The following is a 24,492-nucleotide window of genomic DNA, read 5'->3' on the forward strand; positions in this document are numbered from 1 at the left end:
CTCTCCTCACGGCGGACTGCACAGTGAACTGATTGGGTGGTTTACCGGACCGGGGAAAGACGAGACGTCTCGATTGGTAGGTTCGCGCCATGACCAAGACCCCTGACGCCACCCGCCGCAGCGACCGCTCCCGGCGGGCCGTCCTGGACGCGGCACTGGCCCTGGTCGGCGAGGTCGGCTACAACAAGCTGACGGTGGAGGCCATCGCCGCCCGCGCCGGGGTCGGCAAGCAGACCATCTACCGCTGGTGGCCCTCGAAGGCCGACGTCCTGCTCGACGCCTCGCTGGCCCTCGTCGACGGCGCGGCGCAGGAGGTCCGGTGGGCGGGCTTCCCGGACACCGGTGACCTCGCGGCGGACCTGAAGCACGTCCTGCGGGCCACGGTGGACCAGTTCGACGACGAGCGGTACGAGGCCCCCCTGCGCGCCCTGACCGCGGCCGGTGCGACCGACCCCGCACTCGGCGCCCGCTTCACCGCCCGGCTGCTGGAGCCGCAGCTCGCCTTGTACGAGGAGCGGCTGCGCTCGGCCCAGGAGGCGGGGCAGCTCGCGGCGGACACGGATCTGCGACTGACGGTGGAGATGCTGGTCGGCCCGCTGACGTACCGCTGGCTGCTGCGGCTGGCGCCGCTGACGCACGATTTCACCGATGCGCTGGTGGACCGGGTCCTCGGCGGGGGGGCCGGTGGGGCGGGCCGGTGAGGTAGTCGGCTGGGTGGCCGGTGGGGTGGCGAAGGTCACCGCGGACTGGACGGCAGAAAACCCATCGGGAACAATGGCCGGATTTTTATGCTTATGTGGGGGATGCCGGTGACCCGCCCCGAGCCCCCCGGTCGGAGAGACCGGTCACCCGGGGCGCAGGATGGTGGGACCATGGGAAGGTCCGCCGGGTCAACGGTGAGGTGAGGGGATAGATGGGGTCCGAGTCCGGCCGCGTCAAACGCGGTGAGCAGAGCAGGATGTCCCAGTGGCTGCGCCGGCGGCAGAAACCCACTGCCGAGGATCCCGGACGGGAGCGCGAAGCCCTCCTCCTGGCCGTCGCCGCTGCCGGTCTGCCGCTCGCGCCCGCCGCCCATCCCGCCGGATACCGGTGTTCGTGCGACCGGATCGGCTGTCCGACGCCCGCGCGCCACCCCCTCTCCTTCGCCTGGCAGACGCAGTCCACCACCGACCGCGCACAGATCGAGCGCTGGGCCCGCAACCAGCCCCAGGCCAACTTCGTCACCGCGACCGGCATGGTCCACGACGTCCTCGACGTCCCCCTGGAAGCCGGCATCGGCGCGCTCGCCCGGCTGCTGGACGCGGGCATCGAGGTCGGTCCCGTCGCCGAGTCGGGCGGCACGGGCGAGCAGGCCCGGATGCTCTTCTTCACCGCCACCCGCGGCACCCCCGAGGACGAGGACGAGTGGTGGCCCTGCGAGCTGGACTGCCACCCCGAGACGATGGACGAGCACCCGGGCCTGCGGTGGCACTGCCGCGGCAGCTACGTCCTGGTCCCCCCGGCGGCCCTGCCCGGTGACCAGGCCGTGTCCTGGATCCGCGGGATGGAGCACCCGCTGCCGGACCCGCTCACGCTGCTGGAAACCCTGACGGACGCGTGCGCCCAGTACGCGGGCACCTCCGACCGGACCCCGGCAGCGGTGGCCTGGCCCCTCGGCCGCCTCTAGCACCAGCCCACCTCGCCCCTGCCGGCGCCGCGGCGCAGCAGGGGCGCTCAGTGGATCCGGGTCACGACCACGTCGAGGGACCACGCCTTGCCCGGCTTCGCAGGGGGCTCGGCCTCCACCACGTAGCCCAGGTCCCGCAGCGCCGCGACGAGCTCGCCCGGCGCCCCGGGCACGGAGCCGGAGAGCAGCAGGTCCCGCACCAGCCGCCCCTTGGTCGCCTTGTTGAAGTGGCTCACCACCGACCGCTTCTCCACGCCGTCCACCACCTGCGCGTGCAGCACCCGCACCGTCGCGGTGCGGCCCGCCACCTCCCCCTTCGGCTTCCACGCCGAGGCGTACGCCGACGAGCGCAGGTCCAGGACCAGCCCCTCCCCGGCCGCCTCGGGCAGCACCTCGGCCAGCGGACCGCGCCAGTACGCGCCGAGCGCCCCGAGCCCCGGCAGCCTCACCCCCATCGAGCAGCGGTACGAGGGGATCCGGTCGGTGATCCGCACCGCCCCCCACAGTCCGGAGAAGACGAGCAGTGCGTCCTCGGCGAGGCTCCGGGCTGCCGCGGGCAGCGCGGCGAGCCCCAGGGCGTCGTACAGGACACCCGTGTAGGTCTCCCCCGCGGGGCGGGCCGGCGCCGAGCGCAGCTCCGCGTTCTTCGCGACCTCGCCCCGCAGGCCCTCGCTCAGGCCCAGGACCTCGCGCGCCTTCACCTCGTCCGCCGCGCACAGTTCGACCAGTTCCTCCAGGACCGCCGCACGGGCCGGGGCCAGGCCGGGCAGGGACAGCGTCTTCGGCTCCAGGGGTGCGCCGGAGCCGCCGGCGGCCTTTCCTTCGGACGGCGGCAGCAGCACGAGCACGGTGGTTCTCCTTCGGTACGACCTACGCAGGGGATGCGGCCCCCCGGCCAGGGTAGACGGCGCGCCGCGCCGACCGGCCCGCCGCTCCGCCGCCCCCTGGCGGGCGTCCGGCCGCTCGGGCGGCGGCTCGGGCCGGCCCCCCGGCACCGGACACCGTCCCACCGGTCCGCCCCGATCGGCGGGACAGCGCCTAGGCTCGGTCCCATGCCACGCCGCCACATGTACATGACCGGCGCAGACGGTGCTGCCCTGCGGGCGGCGCTGCGGGAGCTGCGGACGACGCTGCACGTGCCGGGGGAGTTCCCGGCCGAGGTGCTCGCCGAGGCCGAGCGGGCCGCCCGCGACCCGCGCCTGCCCGACGCCGACGCCACCGACATCCCCCTGTTCACCATCGACCCTCCGACCTCCGTCGACCTCGACCAGGCCATGCACCTGGCCCGGCGGCCCGCGGGCGGCTTCCGCGTCCACTACGCCATCGCCGACGTCGCCGCCTTCGTCACCCCGGGCGGCGCCCTGGACGCCGAGGCGCACCGCCGCGCCACCACCCTGTACTTCCCGGACGGGAAGGTCCCGCTGCACCCCGCCGCGCTCTCGGAGGACGCCGCGAGCCTGCTGCCCGACCGGACCCGCCCCGCGCTGCTGTGGCGCCTGGACCTCGACGCGGAAGGCCGGGTGGAGACCACCGACCTGCGCCGCGCCCTGGTCCGCAGCCGGGCCAGGCTCGACTACGACGGCGTCCAGAAGGCCATCGACACGGGCACCGCCGAGGAACCCCTCGCCCTGCTCGCGGGCATCGGCCGGCTGCGCGAGGCCCTGGAGGTGGAGCGCGGCGGCATCTCGCTGAACGTCCCCGAGCAGGAGATCGTCGAATGCGACGGCTCGTACAGCCTGGTCTACCGCGCCCCGCGGCCCGCCGACGGCTGGAACGCCCAGATCTCCCTGATGACCGGCATCGCCGCGGCCGACCTGATGCTCGCCGCCGGGACCGGCATCCTGCGCACCCTGCCCACCGCCCCGGACGGCGCCGTCGGACGGCTCCGGCGGTCGGCCAGGGCCCTGCGGATCGACTGGCCGCACCACGTCCCGTACGCCGGGCTCGTCCGCTCCCTCGACCCGCACCTGCCGGCCCATGCCGCGTTCCTCCAGGAGTGCACGAGCCTGCTGCGCGGAGCCGGTTACACCCCCTTCTCCCCCGGTGTGAGCCCGGACCCGGCGATCCATGCGGCGGTCGCGGCTCCGTACGCCCACTGCACGGCGCCCCTGCGCAGGTTGGTCGACCGGTACGCCGGGGAGTTGTGCGTGGCGGCGGTGGCCGGGGTGGAGCCGCCACAGTGGGCGGTGGCCGCGCTGGACGCGCTGCCGGCGGAGATGGCGGCCGGCACCCGGCTGGCCAACACGGCCGAGCGCGAAGCGGTGGACCTCGTGGAGGCGGCCGTGCTCAAGGACCGCGTCGGGGAGGTCTTCGAGGCCACGGTGATCGACGTCAGGGAGCGGGAGCCGCTGGTCGGCACGGTGCAGCTGGAGGAGCCGGCGGTGGTGGGCCGCGTCGAGTCGGCCTCGCGCGAGCTGCCGCTCGGCGACCGGATCCGGGTCCGCCTGGCGCAGGCCGCGCCGGGCACGGCCAAGGTCGTCTTCGCCCTCGCCTGACTCCCTCCGGGGCCCGCTCCCCAAGGGGGCCCGGTCACCCGTGGAGAGCCTTCCACCGCATCCGGGTCAGGGCGGGGTCGGCGCCGCGGGTAACATGTCCACCACGGCAGACGAGCCGGCCGGACGGCCGCGTCGGGATCCCCGGATCCCGCCGAGGAACGTCCGGGCTCCACAGGGCAGGGTGGTGGGTAACGCCCACCCGGGGTGACCCGCGGGACAGTGCCACAGAAAACAGACCGCCGGGGACTTCGGTCCCCGGTAAGGGTGAAACGGTGGTGTAAGAGACCACCAGCGCCTGAGGTGACTCAGGCGGCTAGGTAAACCCCACCCGGAGCAAGGTCAAGAGGATCCGTCTCCGGACGGGTCTGCGCGAACGCTTGAGGGCTGCCCGCCCGAGTTCGCGGGTAGACCGCACGAGGCCGGCGGCAACGCCGGTCCTAGATGGATGGCCGTCTCCCCGGCGACCGCGAGGTCACCGGGCGACAGAACCCGGCGTACAGGCCGGCTCGTCTGCCGCCTCCATCCTTGTCGGAACGCGAGAACCCCCGCCCGGTGGGCGGGGGTTCTCGCGCGTTCGCTGCCGTCCTGGTGCTGGGGCCGGAAAGCTTCACGGGGTCGCGGCGCCCGGCCACAGCACTAGCGCAGGTGAGACGTGTCGTTCAGCAGCCGGACCGAGGCGTTGCCGTCGGCGTAGTAGGCCACCGCCGACAGGGAGGCGGCCGAGAGTTCCATGCGGAACAGTGCTTCCGGCGGGGCGCCGAGGGCGAGACGGACCAGGATCTTGACCGGTGTCACGTGGGTGACGAGCAGGACCGTGCGGCCCGCGTGCGCGGCGAGCAGCCGGTCGCGGGTCGCCGAGATCCGGCGGGTGGCGGCCGTGAAGCTCTCGCCGCCGCCCGTGGGGGCCGCCTTCGGGGAATCCAGCCAGGCCTGGAGGTCGTCCGGGTACCGCTCGCGCACCTCGGCGAAGGTCAGCCCTTCCCAGGCGCCGAAGTCCACCTCGCGCAGGCCCTCGTCGACGGTGACGGTGAGGCCGAGGCGGTCGGCGACGGCCCGGGCCGTCTCGCGGCAGCGCTTGAGCGGGGAGCTGACGACGGCCTGGACTGTGCCCCGGGCGGCCAGCGCCTCGGCCACGGCCGACGCCTGGCGCCGGCCGGCCGGCGACAACTCCGGGTCGGTGCCGCCGCTGCCGGAGAAACGCTTCTGCGGAGTCAGGACGGTCTCGCCGTGGCGCAGCAGCACGAAGGTGGCGGGCGGGCCCATGTCGGGGCCCCAGCCCGTGCCGCCGACCGGGACCGCGGCCGGCGTGGTGCCGGTGGCGGTACCGCTGTCCGTCGTGGTGGCGGTGCCGGGGCCGGGGCCGGGGCCCGTCCTGGTGGCGGTGGCCGTGCCGGTGACCGTGGTCGTGCCGGTGGCGGTGGTCGCGGGGGCTGCCGCCGGGGGTGTGGGCGCGGCCCGGCCGGGGGCGGTCGCCGCGGAGGGCGGGTAGCCGGCCGCGCCGGGGCCGGGCTCCGGGAACAGGGTGTCGGCCCCTGCCCCCGCGGGCCCCGGCCCGGTGGCCGGCGTACCGGACGAGGCCGCGAGGGCGGCCCGGACGGCCGCAGCTCCCGCAGCGGCGTCTCCGGGCGGGCCGGCGGCCGGCGGGGTCGCCAGGGCGCGGGCGGCCCCGTGGTCGAGGGCGGCCGTGGAGTCGGCGGGCTCCCACTGCCGGCCGCGCTTGCCGGCGTCCATGGCCTCGTTGGCGAGCCGGTCCGCCTGCTTGTTGCGCTCGCGCGGGATCCACTCGTACGTCACCTGGGCGCGCGGCAGGATCCGGGCGGCTTCGGCGGCGAGCGGCTTCATGTCCGGGTGCTTGATCTTCCAGCGGCCGGACATCTGTTCGACGACGAGCTTGGAGTCCATCCGGACCAGGACCTGCGCGTCGGGCGCGAGGTCACGGGCCGCCTTGAGCCCGGCGATGAGGCCCTTGTACTCCGCCACGTTGTTCGACGCGACGCCGATGTACTCGGCGCGCTCGGCCAGCGTCTCGCCCGTCGCCGGGTCGAGGACGACGGCGCCGTAGCCGGCGGGCCCCGGGTTGCCCCGGGAGCCGCCGTCCGCCTCCACGACGAACCGCGGCATCAGATGCCCGAGTCGGCCGTACGGACGAGGATGCGGCCGCAGTTCTCGTGGCGCACGACCTGGTCGCGGGCCGCGGCCTTGATCTCGTTGACGTCGGCCATGTCCAGCTCCAGCCGGCAGCCCTCGCAGCGGCGCTGGTAGAGGCGCGCGGCGCCGACCCCGCCCTGCTTGGCGCGGATCTTCTCGTAGAGCGCCATCAGGTCGGCCGGCATGGACGCGACGATGATCTCGCGGTCCTTGGCGATCTTGGCGGCTTCGGCGTCGAGTTCGCCGGTGGCGGCGTCCCGGCGTGCGGTGGCGTCGGCCAGCTTGGCCTCCAGGGCCGCGACCCGGTCGGTGAGCTCGGTGACGCGTTCCTGCGCGGCCTCCAGGCGCTCCATGACCTCCAGGACCACGTCCTCCAGGTCGCCCTGCCGCTTGGCGAGGGACACGACCTCGCTCTGCAGGTTCGCCAGGTCCCGGGCCGAGATGCCCGCGCCGGAGTCCAGGCGCTGCTGGTCGCGGGCCGCGCGCTGGCGCACCTGGTCGACGTCCTGCTCCGCCTTGGTCTGCTCGCGGGCGGCGTCGCTCGCCTGCGTCTGGGCGGCGACGAGCAGGTCGCGCTGCTGGGTGAGGTCCTTGGCCAGCGAGTCGACCTCCGTGTGCTCGGGCAGCGACTTGCGCTTGTGGGTGAGCTGAGACAGCCGCACGTCCAGGGCCTGGACGTCGAGAAGTCGGATCTGGTCGGCGGGCTCGGCGTTCAGTTGGGGGCTCCTGAGATAGAAGAGGGCGATGAGGAAACATCGGACGGCGCGTGCGCCGTCCACGGGTCGGTGACCGTGCGCGAGACGTGGGTGCGCAGGCCCCACCCGTGGCGCTCGGAGATCGCGTCGAGCTGTGCGGCGGCCTGCTCGCACCAGGGCCACTCCGTGGCCCAGTGGGCGGCGTCGACGAGGGCGAGCGAGCTCTGCCCGCGGGCCTCGGACACCGGGTGGTGACGCAGGTCGGCGGTCAGGAAGGCGTCCACGCCGGCAGCCCTGACCTGGTCGAACAGGCCGTCGCCGGATCCGCCGCTGACGGCGACGGTACGGATGAGGGCCTCCGGGTCGCCCGCCACGCGGATGCCCTGCGCGGTCGCCGGAAGCCGGGCTGCGGCGCGGGCGGCGAACTCCCGGAGGGACTCGGGGTGGTCCAGCTCGCAGATCCGGCCCAGGCCGCGGCGTCCGGCCGGGTCGCCGGGGTCGGCCACCAGCGGGCCGGTGACGCGCAGGTCAAGGGCGCCGGCCAGGGCATCGGAGACGCCGGGGTCGGCGGTGTCCGCGTTGGTGTGGGCGACGTGCAGCGCGATGTCGTTCTTGATCAGCGTGTGCACGACCCGGCCCTTGAAGGTGCCGGCCTCGACGGTGGTGGTGCCGCGCAGGTAGAGCGGGTGGTGCGTGACGATCAGGTCGGCGCCCAGCTTCAGGGCTTCGTCGACGATCTCCTGCACCGGGTCCACGGCGAACAGGACCCGGGAGACCTCGGCGCCGGGGTCGCCGCAGACGGTACCGACGGCATCCCACTGCTCGGCCCGCGAGGGGGGCCAGAGGGCGTCCAGCGCTGCGATGACTTCAGAGAGACGGGGCACGGGCCAAGGCTACCGTCCGCGGCGACCACCCCTTGGCCCCACGACCGGTCGGCAACGGCCCCGGGGCACCCGGCCGGCCCGGTCGAGGGCCCGGGGGCGCGCGGCCGGGACGGTCAAGGGACCCGGGGACGCCCGCCCCGGCCGGTCAAGGGCCCGGGGCACCCGCCCCACCTGAGCACGGGCCCGAGGCCCACGGACAAAAGCCCGCCGGCAGCCGGCCGAAACGCCCAGGACCGGGGGACACAGGCCCGGCCCGGGCAAGTGCCCCGGGGGCACCCACCGCGGCCGGGACGGCCACGGGCCCGGGGCACCCGTCCCAGTCGGTCGAGGGTCCGAGGGTGCGCGGCCGGGCCGGTGCGGATGTCGCCTGGGACCTCATCTTCGGTCGTCACGCCGGGCCTGGGTCCCCGGGCCTGTCCGGGGACGCCTCCGCCGGGCCGCGCCGCACCCGCACCTCCACCCCAAACGCCCCGATATCGCACAGCACAATCGCCGGCTTCCGCACAGGCGAATCGCCGTCCGGCCACCCGTACGTGTGAAGCCGGGAAGGTCGTGCCGCTCGGCGTGACGTGCGAAAACTAGCTTCCTCACCGGAGGTGACGGCCCGGATGACTGTCTGTGCCATCGAGATGACGACCACGGCCCCGTTCACGATCTCCGCGGACGGGTCGTACGCGGCCCGGCTCGCCGGGGAGGGCGAGGCGCGCTACGCGGAGCGCTGGACCCTGGCCGGCCCCGAGGCGTACGCCGTACCGCTGCCGCTCGCGCAGCCCGAGGAGGCCGACAGCGAGCTGCTGCCGCTGGCCGACGGGCGGGTCCTGATCCACCGGCGGGTCGCGGGGCGGCACGCCTTCGCGCTGCTGTACCCGACGGGTGCCCCGACCGGCCCGCGCACCGGCGAGCTCCAGCTGGGCGCAGTGGAGGGGCACGAGGGCGGCGCCGAGGGCGGCGGGGACGTGCGGGTGCGCCTGCTGCCGCCCGCCCCGGACGGGCACGGCGCCTTCGCGCTGGCCGTGGCCGACAGCGCGACCACCGTCTGGCGGGTGGCAGGCGGGACCTCCGGGCCGGAGCCGGTCGCCCGGATCCCGGGCCGCTGCTCGGGCGGCGTGTGGCTGGACCGGACGACCCGGCTGCTGGCCCTGGACCGGGAGCTGCAAGGGACCGTCAAGGCCGTCGTCGTGGACCTCGGCCGCGGCGGGGAGGTCTCGCCGCTCCTGCAGATCGCCGAGGACAGTGACGACCGCCTGCTGCTGGCGGACCCGGACAGCGGGCTGCTGCTGATCCGCTCGGACGCACCGGGCGAGGAGCGCATCGGCTGGGGGGTGCTCGGCAGCTCCCTGCCCGTGCGTTTCCCGGAGTGCCTGCGACTGGCGGACGCACACCCGTTCGCGGTCCAGCCGGGTCAGGCGCTGATGCCGGAAAGCTGCGGGGTCGCGCTGCGGCTGGGCGAAGCCGGCCTCGCCCTGTGGCGCCCGGCCGAACGCCGGGTCTTCCGGCTCGGGGCGCCCGCGGGCTGGCTCGGCGGGACGGGCCGGTGGACCGCCGACGGGCGCCTGCACCTGCCGTACGCCACCCCGGAGGTCCCCTGCGGGATCTTCGGCCTGGGCCGGCCGGCCTCTCCTCTCCCGCCCGTCCGCCTGGACCCGCCGCCCGCGACGGCGCCGCGCCCGGTGCCGCTGCAGCAGGCGCCGCTGCGGTGACACCGGGCGGCGGGGACCGCCGGGGCGCCGCGCGCCGCGACACCGCCGCCGGTCGCGCTCGCGCAGGCGCTGTTGGTCCTGCTCGCGCAGCCGCCGTCAGTCGTGCTCGCGCAGCCGAGGTCAGTCGTGCGTGAAGCCCAGGACCTCGGTCGCGGCGAAGGTCTCGCCGTCCGGGCGGGCGTCGTAGTGCGGGGTCAGGACCTCGTCGAGCTCCTCGTAGGAGAACGCCTCCTTGGTCGTGTCGAACTTCGCCGCCACCCGGGGGCGTTCCATCACGACGACGATCCCGCCGTGCACGACGAACAGCTGACCGTTGGCCCGGGCCGAGGCGGGCGAGGCCAGGTAGCCGACCAGCGGGGCGACGTGTTCGGGGGCCAGGGCGTCCAGCTTGCCCTCCTGCGGGACCTGGAAACCGGCGAAGACGTCCTCGGTCATCCGGGTGCGGGCGCGCGGACAGATGGCGTTGGCCGTCACGCCGTACTTCGCCAGGGCCAGTGCGGTCGAGGTCGTCAGACCCACGATGCCGCCCTTGGCCGCGGCGTAGTTGGGCTGGCCGGCCGAGCCGCCGAGGAAGGCTTCGGAGGAGGTGTTGACGATCCGGCCGTGGACCGGTCCGCCCGCCGCCTTCGACCGCTCGCGCCAGTGCGCGGACGCGAAACGGGTGGTGTTGAAGTGGCCCTTGAGGTGGACCCGGATCACCGAGTCCCATTCCTCCTCGGACATCGAGAAGACCATCCGGTCGCGCAGGATGCCGGCATTGTTGACGAGGACGTCGAGCTTTCCGAAGTGACTCACGGCCAGCTCGACCAGCTCGCGCGCCTGCGCGAAGTCGGCCACGTCGCCCAGGTGCGCGACCGCCTGCCCGCCCGCGGCGCGGATCTCCTCGGCCACCTCCTGCGCCGGGGCCGCCGAGGCCTCCCCCGAGCCGTCCCGGCCGGGCTGCCCGAAGTCGTTGACGACGACGCCCGCGCCGAGCCGCGCGAGCTCGATCGCCTCGGCCCGGCCCAGTCCGCGGCCCGCGCCCGTGACGATGGCGGAGAGTCCCTCAAGTGGGAGCGACATGTACGGGATTCCTCTCAGAGCGGTCAGAGTTCGATGCAGGTGCGCAGGGCCACGCCCGTACGCATCTGGTCGAGGGCGTCGTTGATCTCGGCGAGCTGCACCCGGTGCGTGATCAGGCCCGCCAGGTCCACCCGGCCGGCCCGCCACAGCGCGATGGTGCGCTCGTAGGACCGCAGTACGTCCCCGCCTCCGTACATCGAGGGGAGGATCTTCTTCTCGTCGAAGAAGAGCGAGAACATGTCGATCTGGAAGGTGTCGTCCATCGCGCCGGCGCCGACCACGCACACGGTGCCGCCGCGCCGGGTCATCTTGTAGGCGGTCTGGGCGGTGACGGACTTGCCGACCACCTCGAAGACGTAGTCGAAGCCCTCTCCGCCGGTGATGCGGTTCCTGGCGTCGTCGAAGGCGTCGGGCGCGACCGCCTCGGTGGCCCCGAAGCGCAGCGCCGCGCCGCGCCGGGATTCCACCGGGTCGACGGCGACGATCTGCGCGGCGCCCTGGACCTTGGCGCCCTGGATCACGGACATGCCGACGCCGCCGCAGCCGATGACGGCCACCGAGGAACCCGCCGCGACCTGGGCGGTGTTGATGGCCGCTCCCAGGCCGGTGGTCACGCCGCACCCGATGAGCGCGGCGATGTCGAAGGGCACGTCGTCCGGGATCGGCACCGCGCACGCGGCGTCGACGACGAGTTCCTCGGCGAAGGTGCCGGTCGCGGCGAAGCCGAAGATGTCGCCGCCCGCGCGCCGGAAGTTGGGGGTGCCCGCGTTGACCAGGCTCTCCAGACACAGGTGGCCCTGGCCGCGCCTGCAGGAGGGACAGCGGCCGCACGGAGGCAGCCAGCAGACGAGGACCCGGTCGCCCTGGTGGAGGTGGGTGACCCCGTCGCCGACGTCCGAGATGACGCCGGAGCCCTCGTGGCCGGGGACGAAGGGGGCGGGCTGGGGCAGCACGCCGCTCATCGCGGAGAGGTCCGAGTGGCACAGGCCGGTGGCCTTGATCCGGATCTTCACCTTGTCGGGTCCGAGGCCGACGGCCTCCATGTCGTCGACGACTTCGAGCTTGTCCTGGCCGATCTCGCTCTGCAGTGCTGCGCGCACGGTGCGGCTCCTTGGGATCTGGGTCTCGCGGTCTCGCGCTCTCTCGGTCTCGTGCTCTCTCGGTCTCGTGCTCTCTCGGTCTCGCGCTCTCTCGGTCACGGTGGTCTGGCCGTGCCGGTGGAATCGCCGTCCCGGTGGTCCCGTGCGGGCGGCCCGGTCTCAGACGTGTTCGACGACGGTGTCGGCGAGGACCGGTGCGTCGTCCCGTTCGACGGCGGTCACCGACACCAGGACGCGGCCGGTCTCCTGCCACATCCGGATGCGCAGCGTCTCGCCGGGGAAGACGATCCCGGCGAAGCGCGTGCGGTAGGCGCGGACCCGGGACACGTCCCCGCCGAGGGCCGTGTCGACGACGGCCTTGAGGGTCATCCCGTACGAGCACAGGCCGTGCAGGATGGGCCTGTCGAATCCGGCGAGTTTGGCGAACTCCGGGTCGGCGTGCAGGGGGTTCCAGTCGCCGGAGAGGCGGTAGAGGAGCGCCTGCTCCTCGCGGATGTGCCGCTCCTCGGTGCGGTCGGGCGCCCGCCCGGGCAGTTCCTCCCGGGCGGAGGGGCCGCGCTCGCCGCCGAAGCCGCCCTCTCCGCGTACGAAGATCTGCGCGTCGCTGGTCCACAGCGGCCCGTCGGCGTCCGCGACCTCGGAGCGCAGCACGATCACGGCCGCCTTGCCCTTGTCGTAGACGGCGGCGACCCTGGAGCTGGAGGTGGCGTGGCCCTTGACGGGAATGGGCCGGTGCAGCACGAGGGAGTGGCCGCCGTGCAGGACGGCGGCGAGGTCGACGTCGATCCCGGGCGCGGAGAGGCCGCCCAGCATGGCCATGCCGGCGCCGGCGACGGTCGCGAAGCTGGGCAGGACGTGCAGCCTGGACTCCAGGGTGTAGCGCAGCTCATCGGGGTCGGTGGCCGGAAGGCCCGCGCCGAGGCCGAGGTGGTACAGCTGGATGTCCTTGTGGTCCCAGTCGATGTCCCCCGGGCGGGGGTCGGCGGCGAGGGCCCTGGCGGCATCGATCGGCATGAGGATGCTGCTCCTTGTCCTGTGGAAGACCTCGGTGCGGCCGTCCGCACCGTCGGCCGCACCGAGGTCGTATGCGGACCGGCACCCAGGGTCCGTTCTAGAACGCGTTCTAGGGCCGGTGAAGGAATGTATAACGCACGCCCCACCAGTTGGGAAGACTGCTGACCTCACGTCAGATCCGTTTCCGGCGCGGCGTCCGGCGCGCCGCGCGCGGCCCGGGCGCCTACGCTGGGCGGGTGGACGAAATGCCCGTGGATCACCGCCCGGCCAGGTCCCTTCGGGTGCTGCTGGAGCCGCCCGATCCGGCCCTGGCGTTCCGGCTCGGCCTGCAGCCGGACATCGAGGTCGTATCCTCGGCGCTGCTGCGCCCGGCGGTGGCGCTGGTCGAGGATGCCGGGGCGGTGCCGGCGCTGCTGGCGGACGATCCGGAGTGCCGGGTGCTGGTCATGACGGGCTCGGCGCACCCGGGCCTGCGGGCGGCGGTGCTCGCGGCGGGGGCGGTGGGGCTGGTCCTGCGGGACGGCCCGATCGAGGACCTGGCCGAGGCCGTCCGCCGAGCCTCCCGCGGCGAAACGGTGATCGACCCGTCCCTGTCGCCCCCGTGACCGGGCCTCCGGCTCCACGGCGGGGGACACGCAAGCCCGGGCCAGGTCCAGCCCCGCCGGCGATTGAGGCGCGGGCGCGAAGCGCCGTGCAGGGACCCGGGGCGCAACCCCCGCAGCGACAACACGCCAGCCCGAACCAAAAACCAGCCCCGCCGGCGATTGAGGCGCGGGCGCGAAGCGCCGTGCAGGGACCCGGAACACAACCCCCACAGCGACAACACGCCAGCCCAAACCAAAACCAGCCCCGCCGGCGATTGAGGCGCGGGCGCGGAGCGCCGTAGGGGGTCCGGGCGCAGCCCGGCAGTGGTGGCGCGGCCCCGAGAGCCCAGGGGGCAGGGGCCGTGCCGCCGGGGCGGAGCCACGGGACCCCCGCCACCCCGCCGGGAGGCTAGCGACGCAGGAGGGTCACCACCGCCGCCCCGCCCAGCCCGATGTTGTGCGCGAGGCCCACCCCCGCCCCGGGGACCTGCCGCGGCCCCGCCTCACCCCGCAGCTGCCACACCAGTTCCGCCGCCTGCGCCAGCCCCGTCGCTCCCAGCGGATGGCCCTTCGAGATCAGCCCGCCCGACGGGTTGACCACCCACCGCCCGCCGTAGGTCGTCGCGCCGCTCTCCACCAGCTTCCCGGAGGCCCCGTCCGCGCACATGCCCAGCGCCTCGTAGGTCAGCAGCTCGTTCACGGAGAAGCAGTCGTGCAGTTCGATCACGTCGACGTCCTCGATGCCGAGCCCGGACGCCTCGTACACCGCGCGCGCCGCGGCCGCCGTCATCGGCTTGCCGACCACGTCGATGCACGAACCGCCGAAACTCGCCGCGGTGTCCGTCGTCATCGACTGCGCGAGGATCTCGACCGCCTTGTCGTGCAGCCCGTGCCGGACGAGGAACCGCTCCGAGACCACCAGCGCGGCGGCCGCCCCGTCCGAGGTCGGCGAGCACTGGAGTTTGGTGAGCGGCTCGTGGATCGGCTTCGCCGCGAGGATCTCCTCCACCGAGTACACGTCCTGGAACTGCGCGTTCGGATTGTCCGCCGAGTGCCGGTGGTTCTTCGCGGCCACCGCCGCCAGCTGCGCGACCGTGGTCCCGTACCGCTCCATGTGTTCGCGCGCCGCGTTCCCGAAGATCTGCGCGGTCGGCGGGGACATCTCGAAGCCGTGCCCGGCCGCCATGATCCCGTAGTGCCGGGCCACGGGCGAGGTCGTGAAGTCGCCGCCCCCGGCCCCGCCGCCCAGCGCGCCCCTCTTCATCTTCTCGAAGCCCAGGGCGAGCACGCAGTCGTTGATGCCGCCCTCCACGAACTGCCGCGCCATCATCAGCGCCGTGGAGCCCGTCGCGCAGTTGTTGTTGACGTTGTAGACCGGGACCCCGCTCAGCCCCAGCTCGTACACGGCCCGCTGGCCGGCCGTGGAGGCCTGGAAGCAGTAGCCCACCGGAACCTGCTCGACCAGCCCGTAGTCCACGCCCGCGTCCGCCAGCGCCGCGGAACCGGCCTCCTTCGCCATGTCCCAGTACTGCCAGTCCCTCGACTCCGGCTTCTCGAACTTCGTCATGCCGACGCCCACGATGTACGACTTGCGTGACTTCATGCCCGACAACTCCCCATCCGTCAGTTCCATCACTTCCGTCACTTGCGTCACTTCCGTCGCTTCCGTCAGTCTCTGGGAAGGCCGAGGATCCGCTCGGCGACGACGTTGAGCTGGACCTGCGTGGTGCCCCCGGCGATGGTCAGGCAGCGGGACATGAGCATCCCGTGCACCGCCCGCTCCCCCGCCCCCTCGCACACCGCACCGGCCGGGCCGAGCAGTTCGAGGGCGAGCTCGGCGGTCCGCTGCTGGTGCGGGGTCTGCAGGAGTTTGCGTACGGAGGCGCCCGCACCCGGCTCCAGCCCCGACACCTGCCGGAGCGTGGTGCGCAGGCCGATGCAGGCCAGGGCATGCGCCTCGGCGGCCAGCGCGCCGATCCGGGACCGGTGAGCGCCGTCGAGGCCGGCGGAGCGGGCGATCAGCGCCTCCAGGCCGGTGTCGAAGGTCATCTGGTCGGCCATGTGGACCCGCTCGTTGCCGAGGGTGTGGCGGGCGACCCTCCAGCCGTCGTCCGCCGCGCCGACGAGCGCGTCCGCCGGGAGCTCCGCGTCGTCGAAGTACACCTCGTTGAAGAGGGCCTCCCCGGTGATCTCCCTGAGGGGGCGGATGTCTATCCCGGGGGTGTTCTTCATGTCGACGATGAAGTAGCCGAGCCCCTTGTGCTTGGGGGCGGCCGGGTCGGTGCGGGCGAGCAGGATCCCGAAATCCGCCGTGTGGGCGGAACTCGTCCACACCTTCTGCCCGTTGACCCTCCAGGTACCGTCCGCGGTCCGTTCGGCCCTCGTCCGCAGCGAGGCCAGGTCCGAACCCGCGTCCGGCTCCGAGAAGAGCTGGCACCAGGACAGCTCCCCGCGCAGCGTGGGCAGGAGGTAGGTCTCGCGCTGCGAGGGCGTCCCGTACGCGAGCAGTGAGGGCACCACCCAGGTGGCGATGCCCAGGTCGGCGACCTTGACCCCGGCCGCCCGCAGTTCCTGCTGGACGACGAGCTGCTCGACGGGCCCGGCTCCCAGGCCATAGGGCGACGGCAGGTGGGGGGCCGCGTAGCCGGTCGGGGCCAGGATCCGCCGGGCGGCCGCCGGGTCGAGCCCGTGTGCGTCCGCGATGACGGCGCGGGCCTTCGCCCGGTACGTCTCGGCCCCGGCGGGCAGGTCCAGGCGCAGTTCGCGGCGGGCGCCCGCGGCCGCGAGGCGCACGGCCCGTACGCGGTGGCCGTCCCCGGGGCCCAGCAGCTGGCGGGCGACCAGGGCCCGGCGCAGGTAGACGTGGGCGTCGTGCTCCCAGGTGAAGCCGATGCCGCCGAGGATCTGGATGCAGTCCTTGGCGCAGGAGGCGGCGGCGTCGAGCGCGGTTCCGGCCGCGAGGGCGGCGACCAGCGAGCGCACCTCGGCGGGCTCCTCCATCGCCCGGGCGGCGTCCCAGGCCAGGGCCCGGGCCTGTTCGAGCCGGACCAGCATGTCGGCGCACAGGTGCTTGACGCCCTGGAACCGCCCGATGGGCCGCCCGAACTGCTCGCGGACCTTGGCGTATTCGGCCGCGGTGTGCAGCGCCCAGGCGGCGGTGCCGCAGGCGTCGGCGGCGAACAGCGTGCAGGCCAGGTCCCGGACCAGCGCCGCGTCCAGCTCCAGCAGCCGGTCGGGGGCGGTGGTGACCCCGCGCGCCCGCACTTCGGCGGTGGGGCGGGTCGGATCGGCGCTCTCGTGCGTACGGATGTCCAGCGCGTCGGCGTCGACGGCGAACCAGCGGGTGCCGTGCGCGGCCTCGGCGGCCAGCAGGACCAGATCGGCCTCGCCGGCGCCGAGCACCGGGGGCGCGAGGCCGTCCAGCAGGTACCGGCCGCCCTCCACGGCGACGGCCGTGAGACTGCCGGCGCCGAGGGCGACCGCACCGACCCGGCCGCCCAGGGGCTGCGCCCCGGCCCGGTCCAGCAGGACCGAGGCGAGCGCGCTCGGCAGGTACGCGCCGGGCAGCGCCGCCCGCGCGGCCTCCTCGACGACGACGGCGAGATCGAGCAGGGTCCCGCCCTCCAGGTGCGGCTCCAGCAGCCCCTGGGTGGCCATGGCGTCCCAGTAGGCGGGCCGGGCCCCGGTCCGCGGCGGGGTGTCGAGCAGCTTGCGCACCTCTGCGGGCGGCACGGCCCGCGCCACCCAGCCGCGCACGGCCTCGGCCAACTCCCGCTGTTCTTGCGTGATTCCGATGCCCATGCGCGGCAGACTAGAACACGTTCCAATCTGACGGAAGGTCAGGTGCGGGTGTTCCTCGCGCTGCGGCTCGGGGCCGCGGCCGGGTCTTGCCTCAGGGGGGTCTTGCCGCAGCGCCCAGCCTTGCCTGGTTCGTGGTGAGCTGCCGGCCGGCCGCGCCGGGCACGGGCGAGGAAGGGGTGCTCCGGTCACGAACGTTCCCGCGTGCCCGGGGTGCGGGTGCGCGCGGTCCGCTCTGACGGTGCGCACCGCCGCGACCGGCGGGGCGGGTGCGCGCTGCCGCCCTGACGGTGCGCACCGCCGCAACCGGTAGGACGGGTGCGCGCTGCCCGCCCTGACGGTGCGCACCGCCGCAACCGGTAGGACGGGTGCGCGCTGCCCGCCCTGACGGTGCGCACCGCCGCAACCGGTAGGACGGGTGCGCGCTGCCCGCCCTGACGGTATGCACCGCCGCAACCGGTAGGACGGGTGCGCGCTGCCCGCCCTGACGGTATGCACCGCCGCAACCGGTAGGACGGGTGCGCGCTGCCTGCCCTGACGGTGCGCACCGCCGCGACCGGTGGGGCGGGTACGGCCCGGCACCGGGACCGAAGCTGTGGTGGCAGTGCCCCGGCTGCGACTGGCTGGGGCCACCGCCGGGAGGACGGTACGCCGCTGCGGCCGATGCGGCGCCTGGAGGCGACGACGCCCGCTGCCTCTTCTCGCGGTGAGGAGGACTCCGCCGTCGCGAGCGGGCCGGAGGGCGGCTGACGGCGGGCTGCGCGAGTGGATGGTCTGCCAGACCTGCGGTGCGAGCAGCACGCACCGCGTGGCGGAGCCGGGTACGGAACCCTGAGCACGGAGCCGCAGGCCGCGCCGGGCCGCGCCGCAGGCCGCGCCGCCCAGTTGCATGGCGCCCTCGCGTTCGGCACTTTGGCGGCGCGGCGACTGGCCCCTGCCCGCTCACTGGCAGGGCGCCCTGGCGCCCTGTTCGGCCGGCTCCCCGCAGTCAGCGGGTCGCGGCCTTGAACGCGGCCCGGGCGACCTCCTTCGCCTTCGTCTCGCAGGCCGCGGAGGAGTACGAGGACGCCTGGAGGCCCACCCAGACGGAGAGGTTGCCCTCGCGGACGGCGAGGACGCAGCTCCAGTCGAGCCCGAGCGGCCCCCAGTACGCCTCGGTGCCGAGGCCGAGCCCGCTCGTCTTCCTTCCCTCAGCCGCGTTCACGCGGAAACGTTCGCGCTGCGCGGCCGCGTTGCGCGCCGCGTCCCCGCCGAGGGCCAGGTCCCACCGCACGAGCGCGGCCGGCGCGGTGGGCAGGCCAAGGCCGTCCCAGTTGCAGCCCGTCCGGATGCCCCGGCTGTCCTCGGCGACGGTGTCGCGCGTCGGCGAGCGGAGGTCCAACGGCATGGTGCGGCCCGCCTCCTGGCAGGTCGGGACGGCCGTATAGGCGATGGGGGTGTTCATCCGGTGCCGTACGTACGCCACCGTCCCGGCGGCGGCCACCAGCAGCACACCGGCGGCAGCCAGGGCCGCGACCCTGCGCGGAACGTGCCACACGGCGCCGCGGGGCGCCTGCCCGGGGACGGGCGGAACCGCCGGGCCCCCCGCCCCGAGCCCCCGCCCACCGCCCGCGTCGGAGGCGGCGTCACCGATGTCGGCCCGGTCCTTCCTCTGCCCCTGCCCCTGCCCCTGCGCCTGCGCCTCCGGGGCAGGGCCCGGGGTCGCGTCCCTGGTCTCCCGCTCGGCGGACGGCCCGGGGAATCCGGACCGCGAGGCCGGATCCGCCGGCGCCGGCGCCGGCTCGGGAGCCGGACGAGGCGTGGGCGCCTGGCCGGGGCCGCCGGGCACCGGGGCGGCCGCGGGGACCGGCTCGGAGGAAACGGCCACCTGCCCGGGCTCGGGGGCCAGGTGAGGAGCTCCAGCCCCCTGCCCGGGCGCAAGGGCTGAGGCCACCCGTCCCGGATCCGGGACCGAACCAAAGACTCCCGCCCTGGGCCCCGACCCCCGGGCCGGGTCAAGCGTCCCTGGCGCAGGGTCGCAACTCCCAGCCGCCGGGGCGGACTCGGCTACAGGGCCGGACTGGGCCACCAAACCGGACCCGGCCGCAAGGCCAGACTCGGCCACCGGACCGGTCTCCGCCGCAAGGCCGGACTGGGCCACCAAACCGGACTCGGCCGCAAGGACACGCTCGGCCACCAAGCCGGACTCGGCCCCAAGGACACGCTCGGCCACCGGACCGGTCTCCGCCGCCAGGCCACGCTCGGCCGCCAAGCCGTACTCCGACCTCGGGGCGGGATCACCGGTCGCCGGGGGCGGCTCCTCGCCCGCCCGCACCGCCAGGTCGACCGGGCCTTCGCCGAGCAGCCGGTCGATGTCCGCCCGCTGCTCGGCGAGCATCCCGTAGACGGCAGCCGGCCACTGCCGCCCGGCCGGGGCGACCGGACCGATCAGCTCACGCAGGTGCCCCGGGGAGGGCCGGGCCGCCGGGTCCTTGGCCAGGCAGCGCTCGACCAGGCCGCGCAGCCCCGCCGGCAGCCCGGCGAGATCCGGTTCGGCGTGCACCACGTCGTACAGCGTCTGGAGGGTCGAGGATCCCGCGAACGGACTGCGGCCGGTCACGGCCATGACCAGCACGGAGCCGAGCGAGAAGACGTCACTGGCCGGGGTGAGCGGCTTCCCCTCGGCCTGCTCGGGCGACATGTACGCCGGCGAGCCGACGACCCAGCCGGTGCGCGTCAGCCCGGTGTCCCCCTCGGCCCCCGGCCCCGCCGCCCGCGCGATGCCGAGGTCGATGACCCGTACGCCGTCCTCGGCGAGCAGTACGTTGTCGGGCTTCAGGTCGCGGTGGACCAACCCGGCCCGGTGGATCTCGGCCAAGGCGGAGGCCAGCCCGGCCGCGACCCGGCGTACGACGTCCTCCGGCAGCACCCCGGCCGCCTCCACGACGGCGCCGAGCGAGGGCCCGGCCACGAACACCGAGGCCAGCCAGGGCGTAGGGGCATCCGCATCGGCATCCATCACCGCCGCCGTATAGGCACCGGACACCTTGCGCGAGGCGGCCACCTCGCGGCGGAAACGGGCCCGGAAGCCCTCGTCGTCGGCGTAGTGCGCGAGCACCTGCTTGACGGCGACGAGCCGTCCGTCCGGCCCGGCGCCCAGCAGCACCCGTCCCATCCCACCCTGCCCGAGCACGCCGACCACCTTGAACGGCCCCACGTGCGTCGGCCCGGCCGGCCCTACGTGCTCCATGCCCCCGCCCTTCCCCCGAGTAGGGGCGGATCATACAGAGACGGCCCCGACGAACTTGGCGAATGCGGCCGAACCGACGACGAAGACGGGACCGTCGGGGTCCTTGGAATCCCGCACGGCGACCCGGGCCGCCAACACGGCGACCTCGACGCAGTCGCCGCCCGTGTCGCCGCTGTACGAGGACTTGCGCCAGGCTGCGCCGAGGGGGGCGCACTCGACGCACTGGCCGCCGGTGTCGCCGCTGTACGAGGACTTACGCCAGCGTGCGCCCGTCAGGTTCTGGATGTCCATAACGCTCCTCCACTACGCGGGCGATCAGTGCCGCGGAGTCCTCCACCGAGAGCGCGGCAGCCTGCAAGTGATCGTATCGGAGCGAACCCTCCCTGACTGCTTGCGGATTGGCCGTCATATGGCCCTGGATGAAGTCCTCGGTGTAGACCACGTCGGGGTTGCCCTCGAATCGCAGAAGGTTGAACGAGCCCATGAGCCCCGCATGTGCCCCGGCCCCGAAGGGGAGGATCTGCACCTGCACCCACTCCCTCCCCCGCATTGCCAGCAGGTGGGCAAGCTGGTCCCGCATGACCTCCCGGCCTCCGATTTCCTGGCGAATAGCGGCCTCGCTCAGCACCACCCAACTCGGCGGCGGCTGCTCGCGGTCGAGGATGCGCTGTCGCTCCATCCGGGCAGCCACCTTCGCGTCGAGGTTCTCCTCGTTCCTCACGCTCAGCACGGCCCGCGCGTATTCCTCCGTCTGCAACAAGCCATCCACCAACTGAGCCTGGTACGACGAGATGTACGCCGCCTTCGCCTCCATCTCCGCGTACGCCTGGAACCAGGTCGGCAGCTGGCTCCTCAGCACCAGTCCGGCCAGCCGGGAGAAGACCCCGCCCGTGCCCAGTGCCGCGTCCACCCGCTCGGAGAAGTCGCGCGTGGGTACCCTCCTGGCCGTCTCGATCTGGCCGATCAGCGAACCCGTGCAGAAGACGATGGCTCCGAGCGCGCCCTGGCTCAGTCCCGCCTCCTCCCTCAGGCGGCGCAGTTCGGAGCCGTAGTAGTCCAGCGGCGAGGCGCCGGGATCGAGGTCGCGGATGTTGACCATGAGGCGGTCACCCCCAAGTTCGCGCGGTGCGGCATTCGTTCACCCCGTAGCCGAGCGTAACCATCCGACTCCATCCCGGTGAGATGAATCATGCAACTGAACTCTCACCGGCGGGTATGGGCGACAGCTACCGGATGGACTTCACCGTCGGTGAGCACTCGGTGCGACACATGCGACGCGTGTTGCGGATGTTCCTGACGAGCTGGGGCCACGGACGGCCGCATCTCCGGCCCCGTCGCGGCCCGGCCTGAGCCCCGACGGTGGCTGCGCGCCCGGCCCGCGGCCGCCGCCGGGGACCCGGCCTGGTCCGCTACCCGGCGGTAGGGCACCATGGGCCGCCCAGTCGCAGCTCAGGAGGAACACATGGCCACCCCCAAGCCGGAGACCCTCGCCGCCTTCGAGGCCGCCAAGGGGTTCATGCCCGTACGGGAGGGGCTCGCCCTGTACGAGGCGGCTGTCGCGGCCGCCGCGCTGGGTCTGCCGCTGTTGGAGGTCGGGACGTACTGCGGGCGCTCCACCCTCCTGCTCGCCGACGCCGCCCGGGAGGCGGGGGTCAGCGCGATCACCGTGGACCACCACCGGGGCAGCGAGGAGCAGCAGCCGGGCTGGGAGTACCACGACCCGACGGTCGTGGATCCGGAGATCGGCCTGATGGACACCCTGCCGACCTTCCGCCGCACCCTGCACCGGGCCGGGCTGGAGGACCACGTGATCGCGATCGTGGGGCGCTCCCCGCAGGTCGCCGCCGCCTGGGGCGGCCGGCTGGGCCTCGTCTTCATCGACGGCGGCCACACCGACGAGCACGCCACCGGCGACTACGAGGGCTGGACCCCGCACCTGGCGCCTGGCGGGACGCTCGTGATCCACGACGTGTTCCCGGACCCGGCCGATGGAGGCCAGGCCCCGTACCGGATCTACCTGCGCGCCTTGGACTCGGGCGAGTTCGAGGAGGTCTCGGTGACGGACTCCCTGCGGGTCCTGCGCCGCCGATAGCCTGCGGCGTGGACATTTTCCGATAAGCGCACCGCGCCCCCGGATGGCCGAGGGTCCGGCTCCGCCGCAAGGTCGCGGTCTAGCATCGCCGACGTGCGCTACGACGACAGCTCCCCGCCCCCCGAATCCGACGCTCCGGTCAGTCCGGACCGGCCGTGGTTCGCGCGTCGCTCCACCCTCATCGTCACGGCCGCGGCGCTCGCCCCGGCCTGCCTGGCCGGCTGGGTGCTGACCCAGGTGGTGGCCGGGTCCGGCCACCACGGCCAGGACGCCAAGCCGGGCACGGCCGCGGCCACCGGCCCCCGCGCCGCCGCGTCCGCGTCCCCCTCCGGATCCCCTTCCACGCCCGCCAAGCCCGGCGCCCCGGCGAAGCTCACCGGTCGGACCGTCGTCATCGACCCCGGCCACAACACCGGCAACTTCAAGCACACGTCCGAGATCGACAAGCAGGTGGACATCGGCACGGCCGACAAGGAGTGCGACACCACCGGCACCACCACCAACTCCGGCTACATGGAAGCCGAGTTCACCCTCGACGTCTCCCAGCGCCTGCGGACCGTCCTGGAGGCCCAGGGCGCGAAGGTCGTCCTCACCCACGAAGCCGACCGTCCCTGGGGCCCGTGCATCGACGAACGCGCCCGCATCGGCAACGCGGCCGGGGCCGACGCCGTCGTCTCCGTCCACGCCGACGGCGTCTCCGCCGGCAGTCGCGGCTTCCACATCATCCTCCCGGCCAAGGTCAAGCAAGGCGCCGCGGACACCGCGGCCATCGTGGAACCCTCCCGCCGGCTCGGTGAGCGGATCGCCGGCAACTTCGCCCGCACCACCGGGTCGGCCCCGGCGAACTACCTCGGCAGCGGAACCGGTTTGGTCGTCCGTGACGACCTCGGCGGACTGAACCTGTCAACCCGCCCCAAGGTGTTCATCGAATGCGGCAACATGCGTGACGCCAAGGACGCGGCGCAGCTGACGAGTCCGGAGTGGCGGCAGAAGGCGGCTCAGGGCATCGCGGACGGCATCGTAGGGTTCCTCGGCGGGTAGGCCCCACCAGCGGTCCCGCCGGGACTGCTCGCCGCCCCGATCCTCTCGGCCGCGCGAGACCTCCGTACCATGGTGCCGCCCGCCCGCTCCAGGCACGCTCTGCGACCGCGGCACCACGAGACGACCGAGACCGAGAAGGACACCTGAGACGTGAACATCCGCTCCCTCACTCGAGGCGACGGCGTGGTGATCGGAGCAGCGGTGCTGCTGTTCATCGCCTCGTTCCTCGATTTCTACTCCGCAACCGGCGGCAACCTCCCGAGCGCCTGGGACACGGACGCCTACCGCCTCGTGCTCCCCAGCGTCTTCCTGCTCGGATTCATCGCCGCCGGTCTGCTGATCGCCGGCCGGTTCCAGCCGGAGGCCCGCAAGGTGCTGGGCCTGCCGCTGACGGCGTGGGGCACCGTGCTCGCCGTCTCGGCCGTCTGGTCCGCGCTGTGGGCGCTGATCACCTGCCCGAGCCAGCTCGACCTGGGCGCGGGTGCCATCCTCGCCTTCCTCGCCACCCTGGCCCTGGCCGGCGTGGCCGTGGCCGGCGCGAAGATCCCGGCGCTCGCCGGGCAGCTGGTGCCGGACCCGAAGCCCGCCGCCGTCCCGCCGTACGGGGGCCAGCCCCAGCCGGGCGCCGGGTACGGCTACCCGGGCGCGCAGCAGCAGCCCTACGGCTCCACCCCGCAGCCGGTCCCGCCGTACGGCGGCACCTCGACCCCCGCCCCGGGTGCGCAGGACTCCGGCCACACGCCGGCCCCGACGCCCGCCCCGGCGGCCGACTTCACGCCGTTCTGGTTCGCCGTGCCGGTCGCCCGTCCCCTCTTCGGTGAGGACGGCTCTCCCGCTCCGATCGCCGAACTCGCCCCGGGCACCTGGTACCTGGCCGTCGAGCAGCGCGGTCCGTCCACCCTGGTCGCCCAGACCCAGGACGGCCGCCGCGGCGTCCTGAACGACACCTCGGGCATCCAGCGCGGCTGACCCGCGCCCTGCCGC

The 24,492-nt window shown here is 74.2% G+C and carries 20 protein-coding genes and 1 other RNA gene; 9 read left to right on the forward strand and 12 right to left on the reverse strand.

What is annotated here, in order from left to right; all coding sequences use genetic code 11:
* The first annotated feature begins 89 nt into the window (after nt 1-89).
* The gene (locus AMK16_RS14790) at nt 90-701 is read left to right on the forward strand and encodes a TetR/AcrR family transcriptional regulator (protein ID WP_073914708.1); all 612 of its coding nucleotides are present in this window, start codon (nt 90-92) and stop codon (nt 699-701) included.
* A 212-nt stretch (nt 702-913) separates the two neighbouring features.
* Entirely contained in the window at nt 914-1,666 is a 753-nt protein-coding gene (locus AMK16_RS14795; RefSeq protein WP_073914710.1) for a bifunctional DNA primase/polymerase, read from the forward strand.
* A gap of 47 nt (nt 1,667-1,713) precedes the next feature.
* Here the strand turns inward: AMK16_RS14795 and yaaA are convergent, their stop codons facing one another.
* Nucleotides 1,714-2,514 carry a peroxide stress protein YaaA gene (yaaA, locus tag AMK16_RS14800; protein ID WP_073914712.1) on the reverse strand — a complete coding sequence of 267 codons (801 nt, stop codon included), beginning with the start codon at nt 2,512-2,514 and terminating at the stop codon, nt 1,714-1,716.
* A gap of 204 nt (nt 2,515-2,718) precedes the next feature.
* Between yaaA and AMK16_RS14805 the strand changes: the two genes are divergently transcribed.
* Entirely contained in the window at nt 2,719-4,161 is a 1,443-nt protein-coding gene (locus tag AMK16_RS14805) for an RNB domain-containing ribonuclease (RefSeq protein WP_073914714.1), read from the forward strand.
* Between the two features lie 111 nt (nt 4,162-4,272).
* Nucleotides 4,273-4,674, forward strand: an RNA gene (gene rnpB / locus AMK16_RS14810) — RNase P RNA component class A.
* Between the two features lie 123 nt (nt 4,675-4,797).
* On the opposite strand, the gene AMK16_RS14815 is transcribed toward rnpB, so the two are convergent.
* Genes AMK16_RS14815 through AMK16_RS14825 form a run of 3 tightly spaced genes read right to left on the reverse strand, consistent with a single transcriptional unit; the run spans nt 4,798 to nt 7,888 of the window.
* The gene (locus AMK16_RS14815; RefSeq protein ID WP_073914717.1) at nt 4,798-6,282 is read right to left on the reverse strand and encodes a bifunctional RNase H/acid phosphatase; all 1,485 of its coding nucleotides are present in this window, start codon (nt 6,280-6,282) and stop codon (nt 4,798-4,800) included.
* The gene (locus AMK16_RS14820; protein WP_199885460.1) at nt 6,282-7,025 is read right to left on the reverse strand and encodes a zinc ribbon domain-containing protein; all 744 of its coding nucleotides are present in this window, start codon (nt 7,023-7,025) and stop codon (nt 6,282-6,284) included. The genes AMK16_RS14815 and AMK16_RS14820 overlap by 1 nt, the downstream gene beginning before the upstream one ends.
* Nucleotides 7,022-7,888 (reverse strand): Nif3-like dinuclear metal center hexameric protein, encoded by an 867-nt coding sequence (locus AMK16_RS14825; protein WP_073914721.1) that lies wholly within the window; start codon nt 7,886-7,888, stop codon nt 7,022-7,024. Before AMK16_RS14825 ends, AMK16_RS14820 begins: the two co-directional genes overlap by 4 nt.
* Before the next feature lie 608 nt (nt 7,889-8,496).
* On the opposite strand from AMK16_RS14825, the gene AMK16_RS14830 reads away from it, so the two are divergent.
* Nucleotides 8,497-9,588, forward strand: coding sequence for a hypothetical protein (locus AMK16_RS14830; RefSeq protein ID WP_073914722.1), 1,092 nt, complete (start codon nt 8,497-8,499; stop codon nt 9,586-9,588).
* Between the two features lie 120 nt (nt 9,589-9,708).
* On the opposite strand, the gene AMK16_RS14835 is transcribed toward AMK16_RS14830, so the two are convergent.
* The 3 genes from AMK16_RS14835 to AMK16_RS14845 all read right to left on the reverse strand — a co-directional run bounded on the left by AMK16_RS14835 (nt 9,709) and on the right by AMK16_RS14845 (nt 12,764).
* Nucleotides 9,709-10,650: a 3-oxoacyl-ACP reductase gene (locus AMK16_RS14835; protein WP_073914725.1), complete on the reverse strand. Its 942-nt coding sequence runs from the start codon at nt 10,648-10,650 to the stop codon at nt 9,709-9,711.
* A 23-nt stretch (nt 10,651-10,673) separates the two neighbouring features.
* On the reverse strand, nt 10,674-11,750 hold the full coding sequence (locus tag AMK16_RS14840) for a Zn-dependent alcohol dehydrogenase (RefSeq protein ID WP_073914726.1): 1,077 nt from the start codon (nt 11,748-11,750) through the stop codon (nt 10,674-10,676).
* Nucleotides 11,751-11,909: 159 nt separating this feature from the next.
* Nucleotides 11,910-12,764: a MaoC/PaaZ C-terminal domain-containing protein gene (locus tag AMK16_RS14845; RefSeq protein ID WP_073914729.1), complete on the reverse strand. Its 855-nt coding sequence runs from the start codon at nt 12,762-12,764 to the stop codon at nt 11,910-11,912.
* A 245-nt stretch (nt 12,765-13,009) separates the two neighbouring features.
* On the opposite strand from AMK16_RS14845, the gene AMK16_RS14850 reads away from it, so the two are divergent.
* Nucleotides 13,010-13,369, forward strand: a complete 360-nt coding sequence (locus tag AMK16_RS14850; RefSeq protein ID WP_242438766.1) for a DNA-binding response regulator — start codon at nt 13,010-13,012, stop codon at nt 13,367-13,369.
* Nucleotides 13,370-13,757: 388 nt separating this feature from the next.
* On the opposite strand, the gene AMK16_RS14855 is transcribed toward AMK16_RS14850, so the two are convergent.
* The 5 genes from AMK16_RS14855 to AMK16_RS14875 all read right to left on the reverse strand — a co-directional run bounded on the left by AMK16_RS14855 (nt 13,758) and on the right by AMK16_RS14875 (nt 21,474).
* Nucleotides 13,758-14,951 carry a lipid-transfer protein gene (locus AMK16_RS14855; RefSeq protein ID WP_073914730.1) on the reverse strand — a complete coding sequence of 398 codons (1,194 nt, stop codon included), beginning with the start codon at nt 14,949-14,951 and terminating at the stop codon, nt 13,758-13,760.
* 65 nt (nt 14,952-15,016) lie between these two features.
* Nucleotides 15,017-17,149, reverse strand: a complete 2,133-nt coding sequence (locus tag AMK16_RS14860; RefSeq protein WP_073914733.1) for an acyl-CoA dehydrogenase — start codon at nt 17,147-17,149, stop codon at nt 15,017-15,019.
* Between the two features lie 985 nt (nt 17,150-18,134).
* Nucleotides 18,135-20,375 (reverse strand): serine/threonine-protein kinase, encoded by a 2,241-nt coding sequence (locus AMK16_RS37205; RefSeq protein WP_073914734.1) that lies wholly within the window; start codon nt 20,373-20,375, stop codon nt 18,135-18,137.
* A 30-nt stretch (nt 20,376-20,405) separates the two neighbouring features.
* Nucleotides 20,406-20,666: a DUF397 domain-containing protein gene (locus AMK16_RS14870; protein ID WP_073914737.1), complete on the reverse strand. Its 261-nt coding sequence runs from the start codon at nt 20,664-20,666 to the stop codon at nt 20,406-20,408.
* Nucleotides 20,629-21,474, reverse strand: a complete 846-nt coding sequence (locus AMK16_RS14875) for a helix-turn-helix domain-containing protein (protein ID WP_073914739.1) — start codon at nt 21,472-21,474, stop codon at nt 20,629-20,631. The genes AMK16_RS14870 and AMK16_RS14875 overlap by 38 nt, the downstream gene beginning before the upstream one ends.
* 363 nt (nt 21,475-21,837) lie before the next feature.
* Here AMK16_RS14875 and AMK16_RS14880 point away from each other — a divergent pair, with 363 nt between their 5' ends.
* From AMK16_RS14880 to AMK16_RS14890, 3 genes are all read left to right on the forward strand, one after another.
* Nucleotides 21,838-22,467, forward strand: a complete 630-nt coding sequence (locus AMK16_RS14880) for a class I SAM-dependent methyltransferase (protein WP_073914741.1) — start codon at nt 21,838-21,840, stop codon at nt 22,465-22,467.
* Between the two features lie 93 nt (nt 22,468-22,560).
* Nucleotides 22,561-23,508 (forward strand): N-acetylmuramoyl-L-alanine amidase, encoded by a 948-nt coding sequence (locus tag AMK16_RS14885; protein ID WP_073914743.1) that lies wholly within the window; start codon nt 22,561-22,563, stop codon nt 23,506-23,508.
* Nucleotides 23,509-23,658: 150 nt separating this feature from the next.
* A complete protein-coding gene (locus AMK16_RS14890) occupies nt 23,659-24,477 on the forward strand; it encodes a hypothetical protein (protein WP_073914745.1) in 819 nt (272 codons plus the stop codon).
* The last annotated feature ends 15 nt before the right edge of the window (nt 24,478-24,492 follow it).

The sequence above is a fragment of the Streptomyces sp. CB00455 genome, from assembly GCF_001905445.1.
In the GTDB taxonomy this organism is placed as follows: domain Bacteria; phylum Actinomycetota; class Actinomycetes; order Streptomycetales; family Streptomycetaceae; genus Streptomyces.